This is a genomic window from Bacillus sp. FSL R9-9834 (assembly GCF_038006905.1).
GTDB lineage: Bacteria > Bacillota > Bacilli > Bacillales > Bacillaceae_G > Bacillus_A > Bacillus_A pacificus.
The window spans coordinates 548,351-559,779 of the sequence record NZ_JBBOWD010000001.1 but is presented as its reverse complement, the minus strand read 5'-3'; the positions used below and the strand labels follow the sequence as shown (position 1 = coordinate 559,779).

Here is an 11,429-nt window from a genome sequence, read left to right as displayed (position 1 = left end):
CAAAACGAATAAAACCTACTTGTTTTATAGGAATTATATGTTATTATAAAGGAAATAAATTGAATCTTTTTACATTTATTTCCTAACTATTAATCTTTTTTTCTTGATATCTAAATGAAGGGAGGTTGTCCATGTGGAGATAGACATTGATTTTATGAAGGAGCAAATTCCACTATTTGTAGATAGTGCACTATTAACTTTAAAAATCGCATGCTTCGCCATTATCATTTCATTATTTATTGCGAGTATAAATGGTTTAATTCTGTTCTTTCGAATTCGTATTATACATAAAGTTGTTCGCGCTTATGTGGAAGTAGCCCGAAATACACCTTTACTCATTCAATTATTTTTCTTATATTTCGGTTTACCATCATTAGGTATTACATTATCTAATTTTTCAATCGCATTACTTGCAATGTGCTTTTTAGGTGGTGGATATATGACAGAGGTCATTCGATCTGGTCTTGATTCAATATCCAAAAGCCAAGTGGAATCAGGATATGCCATTGGATTAAATAAATGGCAACTATTTAGATTTGTAGTTTTACCACAAGCTGCAACTATTTCTGCACCAGCCTTATTTGCAAATTTTATCTTTCTATTAAAAGAAACATCTATCGTTTCTGCGATCGCTGTTCCTGAATTGTTGTATACAACAACGAATTTGATTTCAATTTATTACAAAACATCTGAGATGCTCATTATGTTAACAGCTTCCTATATTTTTCTTTTTGTACCACTATCATTTCTACTATCTTGGTTAGAAAGGAGAAATCGTTATGGGCAATTCGGGCATTAATCTACTAATAGAATCGCTTCCGCAATTGCTAAAGGGACTAGAACAAACATTATTAATTGCATGTTTTACAATCATCATTAGTACAATTGGCGGCATTCTATTTGGAATCATTCGTACATCAAAGATTACTATTTTGAGGTTCATTTCAAGAACTTATATTGAATTATTTCGTTCTATCCCAATCCTTGTTTGGTTATTTCTTTTCTTTTTCGGTCTTCCAATCACTCTAGGGATAGATGTTTCTAGTACAGTAGCTGCTATTACAGCTCTATCATTATGGGGAATTACAGAAATAGGCGAAATTGTAAGAGGTGCACTTCAGTCCTTGCCAAAGGGACAAGTAGAAGCTGGCAAATCTATCGGAATGAATAAGAAACAATTATATCAATATGTACTCATTCCTCAAGCAATACGGCGAATGATTCCCGCTACAATAAACATCTTCATTCGTATTATTCAAACGACATCTTTAACTGTTTTAATTGGTGTAACTGAAGTTATAAAGGCTGGACAACAAATTGTAGAACGAACAGGGGAAGCATTTCTCATATACGGTTGCTTATTTATTTTTTATTTCTTACTTTGCTATCCATTATCTATTTGGTCAAGAAAACTAGAAACAAGATGGATATAGACAATTCAATCATTTGAGAGGAGAAGAAATATGACTGCACCATTGTTGCAATTACAAAACATCTATAAGTCATACGATGATAACCCTGTTTTAAGAGACGTAAGCTTACAAGTATCTTCCGGAGAAGTCATTGTTATTTTAGGACCAAGTGGCTGCGGAAAAAGTACATTATTGAGATGCTTAAATGGTCTTGAGGATATCCAAAGTGGGAAAATGCTTTTTCATAACGCCCCCCTTCCGAAAAACGATGGGAACTGGCAAAAACTTCGTCAAAAAATCGGAATGGTCTTTCAAAGTTATCATTTATTTCCTCACATGACTGTTCTAGAAAATATTTTACTCGGTCCTCTAAAAGTACAAAAACGAAATAAAAATGAAGCATTGAAGCAAGCAGAACAATTATTACGAAAAGTAGGTTTACTAGAGAAAAAAGATGCCTATCCAAGAGAGCTATCTGGCGGGCAACAACAGCGTATTGCAATTGTTCGCACTCTCTGTATGAATCCTGAAGTAATTTTATTTGATGAAGTAACAGCTGCATTAGATCCTGAAATGGTCAAAGAAGTATTAGAAGTCATTATGAGCTTAGCTAAACAAGGTATGACAATGTTAATTGTCACTCATGAAATGGGATTTGCAAAAGCTGTTGCTGATCGAATTATTTTCATGGATGAAGGAGAAATTTGTGAAACAGGAGATCCAACTACTTTTTTCACATCCCCACAAACAGAACGTGCACAACATTTCTTAAATCAATTTTTCTATATTGAAACGGTGAAAGGGAGAGATATTATATGAAAAAGTTTTTAACATTTATTATTATCGGACTGCTTTCTATTTTAGTCGTTGCATGTGGTTCAAATGAAAAGAAAACAGAAAAGACCTCGGCAAAACCAAGTGGAAAAATTGAAGAAATAAAAGAGCGCGGTGAACTAGTAGTTGCTGTTTTTACAGATAAACCACCGTTCGGTTACGTTGACAAAGATGGGAAAAATGTTGGATTTGAAATTGATATGGCAAAACGGTTTGCGAAAGACTTATTAGGTGATGAATCAAAAGTAAAATTTGTTCCCGTTGAAGCAGCAAGCCGCATTCCATATTTACAATCTGATAAAGTAGATTTCGTGTTAGCAAATATGACTGCAACAGATGAGCGAAAAAAGGTAGTTGATTTTACAAATCCACATTTAAAAGTAGCTGTGCAAGTGCTTGTTAAAGATGGTAGTCCTATTCAATCAGTAAAAGATTTAGAAGGGAAAAAAGTAATTGTAACAAAGGGTACAACTGCAGATATTTATTTAACAAAGAATATGAAAAACGTAGAGTTAATTAAATTTGATAAAAATACAGAAGCTTTACAAGCACTAAAAGATGGCCGTGCTGATGCATATGCTCAAGATAATCTTGTCCTTCTATCTTGGGCAAATAAAAATCCTGGATTCCATTTATTAAAAGACAAATTAGGTGGAGATGACTTAATTGCTATAGCAGTGAAGAAAGGCAATAAAGAAGTACATGATTGGGTAAATAAAGAACTTGAAAAACTAGGAAAAGAAAACTTCCTACATACATTATATGACAAACATCTAAAAGAAGAATTCGGTCCTCAAATTAGTCCTGAATCTGTTATTACTGAGGGCGGTAAAGTAAATTAAATAAAACCCATTCGTATGAAAAATATATTTCATACGAATGGGGTTTTACTCTATTATATAGTGTTGTAAACATGCTTTTTCCTCAAAGCCTACTTTCTTGTACAACTTCATCGCACGATCATTATTCGCATTCAAACATAATTCTATCTCTCTCATCCCGTGGAACGAGAAAATATACTGAATAGCAGCTTGTAATAACCGCTCTCCTACACCTTTTCTTCTACTATTTTCAGCAGTTGCAATAAATTCGATATTCGCTTCTTGAAACTCCGGACTTACTTCAACATATACGTAACCTTCTAACTTATCATTCTTCATACTTACAAATAATTTATTCGTATCACTTAAACGTTCGATAATTTCATTTCCTTCGTAATATGTATTAGGAAAAACATTATTGTGTAAAGCGATAAACCGCTCAAATACTTGCGGTAAAGCTTCTTCCACATTACATATAGTATGTTGTTTCACACCACTATTGCTTAACCTGAAAATACTATGTCGCTCTTGTTCTTTTGCATGTAAATCCTTCATTAAGCGGGCACAATTATTATTTTCCACATGATAAAAACCATAAAATTTTTCAATATGAAACGGTACCTTTTCTATAAGTTCCTTCCACATATATAAAGCAACTTTCCCCCAATTCTCTGCTTTAATAAACGGTCCCCATATTTCTGCACATTTCTTTACTTCATCCACATCAAATCCTAATACACCTATTAAGTCATTATTCTCATAAGTAGCAACAAAAGATTGTTCCCATCCTACATCCGAAAAATCATGGATAATTGTCTGTAACACTTCCTCTTTCTCATCTCCACAATAACCAACATAATGAGTAGCATCTTTATTCATACTTGCAATAAATGATGCAATCTCATCAATTTTTAAAATAGAACTAACATGCATAACCTCTCCTCCTTTCCTAGTATATTTACACTTTTTCCATTCATATCCTTCTCACATAAAAAGAAGTTATCATAAGCACATTTCAAAATGAAATTGCTATGATAACCTCTTTATAAAAATCATATAATAAGATAAAACGTTATTTATTTTTTAAATATATTTCTTCTAAACACAAACATACTAAGTGCAGATAAAACTAATGCCAGGCCACCAAATAAAGATACATTATTTTCTTGTCCACCTGTTGCTGCTAAAGATTTTTCACTTTCTTCTTTCTTCTTGCTACCTTGTTTATCTGACACATTTTCTTTCGCTGCTTGCTTCACTATTTCCTGTACTTGTGCAGGTGCTTGCACCGCTTCATTCTTCTGAACAGTAGCTGTTCCTAATTCATTTGAGCCCTCTGTTTGTTTCTTAACGTTGCCTTCTGGTTTCTTTATATTTTCATCCTCTGTTACAAGTTCACTTGCCTCTTCTTTCGGCTTCTCTACTTCTGTCCCTGGTTTATTTGATTCTTCTTTCGGCTTTTCTACTTCTGCCTCTGCTTTACTTCCTTCTTCTTTTGGCTTCTCTACTTCCGCCTCTGCTTTACTTCCTTCTTCTTTTGGCTTCTCTACTTCTTCCTCTGCTTTACTTCCTTCTTCTTTCGGCTTCTCTACTTCTATCTCTGGTTTATTTGATTCTTCTTTCTGCTTCTCTACTTCTTCCTCTGCTTTACTTCCTTCTTCTTTCGGCTTCTCTACTTCTGTCTCTGGTTTATTTGATTCTTCTTTCTGCTTCTCTACTTCTGCCTCTGGTTTACTTGATTCTTCTTTCGGCTTCTCTACTTCTTCCTCTGCTTTACTTCCTTCTTCTTTCGGCTTCTCTATCTCTGATTCCGGCTTACTCGCTTCTTCTTTTGGTTTCTCTACTTCCGCCTCTGCTTTACTTCCTTCTTCTTTTGGCTTCTCTACTTCTTCCTCTACTTGGTCTAATTTCTCTACAATATTTTGTACAACTTCACCACTAAACCATATAAGAAGCCCAAACTGCTTAGTTCCATCAAAAGCAAAATCGTATTTCTTCTCACCTGTTGTTGTCCATACGATAGTGCCATCATCTTCATTTAAGATTCCGCCTTCACTTTTCAGATTAATATCTTCAAGTGGTTCACCTTCTACATCATGAACTGGAATTTTCACTACTTGATTTACTTGTGCATCTTCTAATTTAATCTTCTGTCTTCTAATATCAATTGTCGACCACTGAGATAGTTGGATAATCGGTCTTACATCTTGAATTTCATTTCCAGGAAGTTTTAAACCAATTAATTCTAACATTGAAGAAAACACAGAAATATCTTTAATTTTATTATCCGATAAATCTAACCACTGTAAATTTGCTAATTTACTTAATGGCGTTACATCTACTACTTTATTTCCTATAATTTCAAGTGAGTTTAATTTATTTATATTGCTGATTTCTTCTAAACCACTAATATTATTATGATTTACTACTAATTTGTCTAATTCATTTAATTGAGAAATTCCTTCCAAATCAGCATTTCCAATTTTATTATTGGATATATTCAAAATCTTTAAAGTGTTTATTTTGAATAATTCTTTAGCATTTTTAACATTGTTATTGCTTATATTTAAATTTTCAAGTTGTGTTAATGAACTTATCGGCTGCATATCTTCAATTTCATTATTGGATAAATCTACTATTTTTAAATTTCTCAAACTCGAGATAAAACTCGTATTTTTCAATCCAAAGTTCTGTAGCGTAAGCTCTTCCAGATTTGTCATAAACTCTATTCCACCAACATCTGTTATTCCTTGCTTTTCTCCATCAGCCATTTTAAATTTCTTAATTGTTAATAAATCTTCCTTTGTAATAGGCATATCTAAATTTTTTCTCTCAAAATTATGTTTGTTCATATATCGTTTTAAGTTTTTATCTTTGATTACATTGTCACTTTCTTCACGTTGTTCAACAATTTTTTGAACTACCATTCCATGGAATCTTATTTTGCTTTCAGCAGGAGCAGCTTCTAACTTAAATTCATACATTTTTTCACCTAAACTATCCCACTTTATAAATCCATTTGCAATACTTCCACTCTCACTCTTCCATTGAATTGTTTGAATAGGATCGCCTTTTAAATCGTATACAGGAATTGCAATATTACTATTTATATAACCTTCATCTAAAAAAACTTTTTGCCTTTGGACATCTATGCGAATTTTTTCACCCAATTCTTGTATAGGTCTTATATCACGAATCTCATTTGTTGCAAGCTTTAAATCATATAAATTCTTCAAATTGCTCAACGATGTTATGTCGGAAATATAATTTTCTTCTAAGTTTAATGCTTGTAAACTAGTTGATTTAGATAATGACGCAATATCTTGTATTTCATTATTTTTAAGGTTAAGTTCAGCCAAACTATCCAGTTTACTAATCGGTTCAATATTTTCAATCCCATTATTTTCAACAGCTAAGGTACTTAACTTATTTAATTGCTCAATACCTGTAAAATCACTAACCTGATTAGAACTAATATATAATTTTCTTAAATTTGATAATGTATACAGTGGCTTAATATCTTTAATTTTATTACTTGTTAAATCAATTGTTCGAATTTTTTTCAGCTGATTTAACGGTGTTACATCAACAATTTTATTATTTTGTAAATGAAGTGTGTCTAACCTCTCTAGGTTTGCAATCGGTTCAATATTTTCAATTTTATTACCGGAAAGATTAACTTGTTTTAATTTCTTCAAATGTGAAACTGCCCCTATATTTCTCACTTCAGATCCTTCTAGCGTTAACTTCTCTAGATTTTCCATATTCTCTAAACCTTTTAAACTACTAATCCCTTGGCCAGAGTATATGATCAATTCTTTTACTTCAGCTAAGTCTTCTTTTTTTATAGGTTCGTTTACATCCTTTCTGTTTAATGCATATTTATTAATAGCTTGTTGTAATTTTTTATCTACTATTACATTTTGTGTTCCATCATTTTGTTGTTGTTCTTGTTCATCTTCATTATCTTCTATATCATCATCTTCTACGTATGTTTTTAAGTTCACATCAAAATCTATTTGGAAGTTCTTATCATAGCCTAAAGTTGGAATTAAAATATGCATTTGCATACCGTATCTTTTTCCTAATTCCTTCACCTCAAACTGTATAACTTTCGTCCCATGCTTTCTTTTATCCTCTGATAATACTTTCACATCTTGGAATACACCTGGATTGTTCACATCTTCAACCTTAAGATATTCAAAGAAATCACTATCTTTTAATGTCGCCGTAATAATCCTTTTTCCATTTTCAATCGTTAATTTAGGATTTTTTATATAAACTGTTGCATATGATTCTTCATCTGAATTTTGTTTGTATGCTTTAATCACAGCATCAAAAGCATATTTACTTACATTCTGTCCAGCCTTACTTTCTGCCGCTACAGTGGACGCCAATGCCGGCGTTGAATATACCGCAAACGGCAACGATAACGTCGCCGCTATTAACATTGCATTTATATGTTTTCTTTTATTTCTTTTCAACTTTACATCTCCTCCAAAATATATAATTCAAAATGTAATCATTTCTCGAATAAATGATAATGATTTTCATTATCATTGTCAACTAAAAAAATAAAAAGTTTACAAAAAAATAACCCCTTAAAAAGGGGTTATGCCATTTTCTCTCCTGATTCTTCTCTAAAAAAGCTCTTCATCGCATGGAATACATCTGCTTTTTGCTTTAAAATATAATATCTGAAGTTTTCATCTTTAATATTTTTATAGGCTGACATGAGGGTACTATGGCGGTTGTACTGATTCACTTCCCCATACCCAAACATATTACACTTCTTCATTAATTCTTCAACAAGTTTTACACATCTAGCATTATCTGAAGTTAAATTATCACCGTCTGAAAAATGGAATGGATAAATATTATAGCGGTCTGGTGAGTATTTATTATCAATTAGCTCGAGTGCTTTTTTGTATACAGAAGAACAAATTGTTCCGCCACTTTCTCCTTTTGAGAAAAACTCTTCCTCTGGAACTACTTTTGCCTCCGTATGATGGGCAATAAATTCAATATCTACTGTTTCATACTTTGTGCGTAGAAATCTCGTCATCCAGAAAAAGAAGCTCCGTGCCATATATTTCTCCCATATTCCCATCGATCCACTTGTATCCATCATCGCTAATACAACAGCTTTTGAATCTGGCTTTAACACTTCATTCCAAGTACGAAACTTTAAGTCTTCTTGGTGAATCGGATGAAAAGATGCTTTACCACGCATCGCATTTCGTTTATATGCGGATATCATCGTTCTTTTCTTATCAATGTTGCCCCATAATCCTGTTTTTCTAATGTCATTAAATTCAACATGCTCAATTCGGTTTTCATCCATTTCTTTTCTCTTTAAATTAGGCAACTCTAACTCTTTGAAAAATGCTTGCTCTAATTCTAAAATAGAGACTTCAGCTTCATAATAATCTTCTCCAGCCGCATCCCCTGCTCCTTGCCCTTTTCCTGGTCCTTTTTGCTTTTGACCACCTGATCCATCTCTCGCAACGACATCACCAACTTTGCTGTCACCATTTCCTTGCCCAACGTGTTTGTTTTTATCATAATTGTACCTAATCTTATATTCATCTAAAGAACGAATCGGTATTTTTACAACATCCTTACCATTAGACATAACAATGCTTTCTTCTGTTACAAGATCGGGTAAATTATTCTTAATTGCCTCTTGTACTTTCTCTTGATGGCGTTGTTGGTCGTCATATCCTTTGCGATGGAGGGACCAGTTTTCCTGTGAAATCGTATAATTTGGTTGGTTTTCTTCACCCATTTCTTTCCCTCCTTACTGTAATTGTCTTCCTATATGAACAGCAAGCTAGAAATTTTGTTTTATACTGTGCCAGCTAGAATGAAAGATAACTGCCCATCGAAAATCATCCCATAAACATATATAACGTTTTTCATATAATACTCCGAGCATCCTAAACAAAATTTTGCCACTCACATACTAGAAAAGAATCATTCAGCCTTTGATAAGAAAGAAACACAATGCATAGTTGCACACATTTACACTTTGCAACATATTGTATTGTGTTGGCTTTTTTCGTATGAATGGTTGGTTACTCTATCATATGCATATTGTAAAAATAATTGACAATAAATTCATAAAATTGCATCTTAATTTATTATATTTGGACAAGGTATGACACTTTACACATATGAATGGATAATAAAACGCTGTCCCGCAAAATACAAGAGACAGCGTTTTGTTATCAAACTATCGGTTTAGCAGGCTACCTACATAGCGTAATAATTCATTCGCAGATGAAGAATTATAGCCGTGCTCATCAATTAAGCGTGCAACAACATCATTAATTTTCTTAAGCTGATTTTCGTCTGGTGTTTTCGTTGATGTTGTAATTTTCACTATATCTTTTAAATCAGCAAATAGTTTTTTCTGAATTGCTTCGCGAAGGCGCTCATGTGAGTTATAATCAAAGCGTTTTCCTTTACGCGCATAAGCAGAAATGCGAATTAAAATTTCTTCACGGAATGCTTTTTTTGCATTTTCTGAAATTCCAATTTGCTCCTCAATTGAGCGCATTAGCTTTTCATCTGGACTCATTTCTTCACCTGTTAATGGGTCACGTAATTTTGATTTATTGCAATATGCTTCAACGTTATCTAAGTAATTATCCATAAGTGTCTTCGCTGATTCTTCATATGAATACACAAATGCTTTTTGTACTTCTTTCTTCGCAATTTCATCATATTCTTTTCTTGCTAATGAGATGAAATTCATATAACGCTCTCGATCTTCATTACTAATTGACGGATGCTGATCCAACCCGTCTTTTAGCGATCTAAGTACATCTAATGCGTTAATAGATGGTACCTCTTTTCGAATAATTGTAGAAGAAATTCGGTTAATCACATAACGAGGATCAATACCGCTCATGCCCTCATCTTGATATTCACGTTGCAGCTCTTCTACATCAATCGCATTATAACCTTCTACCGTTTCTCCATCATATAAACGCATCTTTTTAATTAAATCAATATCCGGACGCTTCGGATCTTTTAAACGAGTTAAAATTGTAAACATTGCTGCAACGCGAAGTGTGTGTGGCGCAATGTGAACATTGGACACATCACTTTCACGAATCATTTTTTCATAAATATGTTCTTCTTCACTTACTCGTAAATTATATGGAACTGGCATTACAATAATTCTTGAGTGTAATGCTTCATTTTTCTTATTTGCTATGAAAGAGCGATACTCCGTTTCATTCGTATGCGCTACAATTAATTCATCTGCTGAAATAAGCGCAAATCTTCCCGCTTTGAAATTCCCTTCTTGCGTAAGCGATAATAAATGCCATAAAAACTTCTCGTCGCATTTTAACATCTCTTGGAATTCCATCATCCCACGGTTTGCCTTATTTAATTCCCCATCGAAGCGATACGCTCGTGGATCTGATTCTGAACCATATTCTGCGATTGTAGAAAAGTCTAGACTACCTGTTAAATCGGCAATATCTTGTGATTTAGGATCAGACGGGCTAAATGTACCAATCCCTGTACGGCGATCTTCCGAGAAGAAAATACGCTCTACAACTACATCCTCAATTCTCGAACCATATTCTTGTTCTAGACGCATAACGTTGAGTGGTGATAAATTCCCTTCAATTCTAACTCCATACTCATCAAAGAAATCATCCCGTAAATGGTGCGGAATTAAATGAAGTGGATCCTCATGCATTGGGCATCCTTTAATTGCAAAAATTGCTCCTCGATCTGTTCGTGAATATGTTTCTAATCCTCGTTTCAACATCGTAACTAATGTTGATTTCCCTCCACTAACAGGACCCATTAATAATAAAATACGTTTTCTAACATCTAATCGTTTTGCAGACGGATGAAAATATTCCTCTACAAGACGTTCTAAAGCATCCTCTAACCCAAATAGCTGATTACTAAAGAAGTTATACTTTCTTCTACCATCAACTTCTTCAATTCCAGCATCTTTTATCATATTGTAAATGCGAGAGTGTGCTGTTTGAGCCACCCATGGTCTTTCCTTCACAAGCTCCAAATACTCCGCAAACGTACCTTCCCATTGTAAGCGTTCTTCTGCTTCTCGATGCTGTTCAATTTTTTTTAGAATATCCATTATAGCTCCTCCCCCATCTCCTTGTTCAATCGGATTATTATAAAAGGTATGCTAGGATGTCCTTAAACATTCTTTAAATCAAAATGAAATATACAGTAGTGCTATAAAATTCTCTCCAAAATTCAAAGAAAATTCTGTATAATATAGGTATTAAAGTTTTTACACCTCTATTCATTTTAAATAAATTCTTTTCTTCCAAGAACATTACATACATTTCGATTCATATTTCAG

8 protein-coding genes are annotated in these 11,429 nt (G+C 33.4%); 4 read left to right on the top strand and 4 right to left on the bottom strand.

What is annotated here, in order from left to right:
• Positions 1-133 precede the first annotated feature (133 nt).
• The 4 genes from MKY00_RS02915 to MKY00_RS02900 are packed head-to-tail and all read left to right on the top strand — an operon-like array spanning position 134 to position 3,088.
• Positions 134-799 carry an amino acid ABC transporter permease gene (locus MKY00_RS02915; protein WP_016716409.1) on the top strand — a complete coding sequence of 222 codons (666 nt, stop codon included), beginning with the start codon at positions 134-136 and terminating at the stop codon, positions 797-799.
• Positions 780-1,433, top strand: coding sequence for an amino acid ABC transporter permease (locus MKY00_RS02910; protein WP_000528399.1), 654 nt, complete (start codon positions 780-782; stop codon positions 1,431-1,433). The genes MKY00_RS02915 and MKY00_RS02910 overlap by 20 nt, the downstream gene beginning before the upstream one ends.
• 30 nt (positions 1,434-1,463) lie before the next feature.
• On the top strand, positions 1,464-2,231 hold the full coding sequence (locus tag MKY00_RS02905) for an amino acid ABC transporter ATP-binding protein (RefSeq protein ID WP_000126486.1): 768 nt from the start codon (positions 1,464-1,466) through the stop codon (positions 2,229-2,231).
• A complete protein-coding gene (locus MKY00_RS02900; RefSeq protein WP_016716408.1) occupies positions 2,228-3,088 on the top strand; it encodes a transporter substrate-binding domain-containing protein in 861 nt (286 codons plus the stop codon). The genes MKY00_RS02905 and MKY00_RS02900 overlap by 4 nt, the downstream gene beginning before the upstream one ends.
• 45 nt (positions 3,089-3,133) lie before the next feature.
• On the opposite strand, the gene MKY00_RS02895 is transcribed toward MKY00_RS02900, so the two are convergent.
• The 4 genes from MKY00_RS02895 to MKY00_RS02880 form a co-directional block, all read right to left on the bottom strand.
• A complete protein-coding gene (locus MKY00_RS02895) occupies positions 3,134-4,000 on the bottom strand; it encodes a GNAT family N-acetyltransferase (RefSeq protein ID WP_016716407.1) in 867 nt (288 codons plus the stop codon).
• A 143-nt stretch (positions 4,001-4,143) separates the two neighbouring features.
• Positions 4,144-7,551, bottom strand: a complete 3,408-nt coding sequence (locus tag MKY00_RS02890; protein ID WP_341034409.1) for a leucine-rich repeat protein — start codon at positions 7,549-7,551, stop codon at positions 4,144-4,146.
• A 128-nt stretch (positions 7,552-7,679) separates the two neighbouring features.
• Positions 7,680-8,855 (bottom strand): sporulation protein YhbH, encoded by a 1,176-nt coding sequence (yhbH, locus tag MKY00_RS02885; RefSeq protein ID WP_000503513.1) that lies wholly within the window; start codon positions 8,853-8,855, stop codon positions 7,680-7,682.
• Between the two features lie 447 nt (positions 8,856-9,302).
• Positions 9,303-11,198 (bottom strand): PrkA family serine protein kinase, encoded by a 1,896-nt coding sequence (locus MKY00_RS02880; protein WP_000353283.1) that lies wholly within the window; start codon positions 11,196-11,198, stop codon positions 9,303-9,305.
• Positions 11,199-11,429 lie beyond the last annotated feature (231 nt).

Bases quoted from the DNA above. Each gene is read 5' to 3' on its own strand.
- MKY00_RS02910 (WP_000528399.1), top strand. From the start codon at position 780: ATGGGCAATTCGGGCATTAATCTACTAATAGAATCGCTTCCGCAATTG.
- MKY00_RS02905 (WP_000126486.1), top strand. From the start codon at position 1,464: ATGACTGCACCATTGTTGCAATTACAAAACATCTATAAGTCATACGAT.
- MKY00_RS02900 (WP_016716408.1), top strand. From the start codon at position 2,228: ATGAAAAAGTTTTTAACATTTATTATTATCGGACTGCTTTCTATTTTA.
- MKY00_RS02895 (WP_016716407.1), bottom strand. From the start codon at position 4,000: ATGCATGTTAGTTCTATTTTAAAAATTGATGAGATTGCATCATTTATT.
- yhbH (WP_000503513.1), bottom strand. From the start codon at position 8,855: ATGGGTGAAGAAAACCAACCAAATTATACGATTTCACAGGAAAACTGG.
- MKY00_RS02880 (WP_000353283.1), bottom strand. From the start codon at position 11,198: ATGGATATTCTAAAAAAAATTGAACAGCATCGAGAAGCAGAAGAACGC.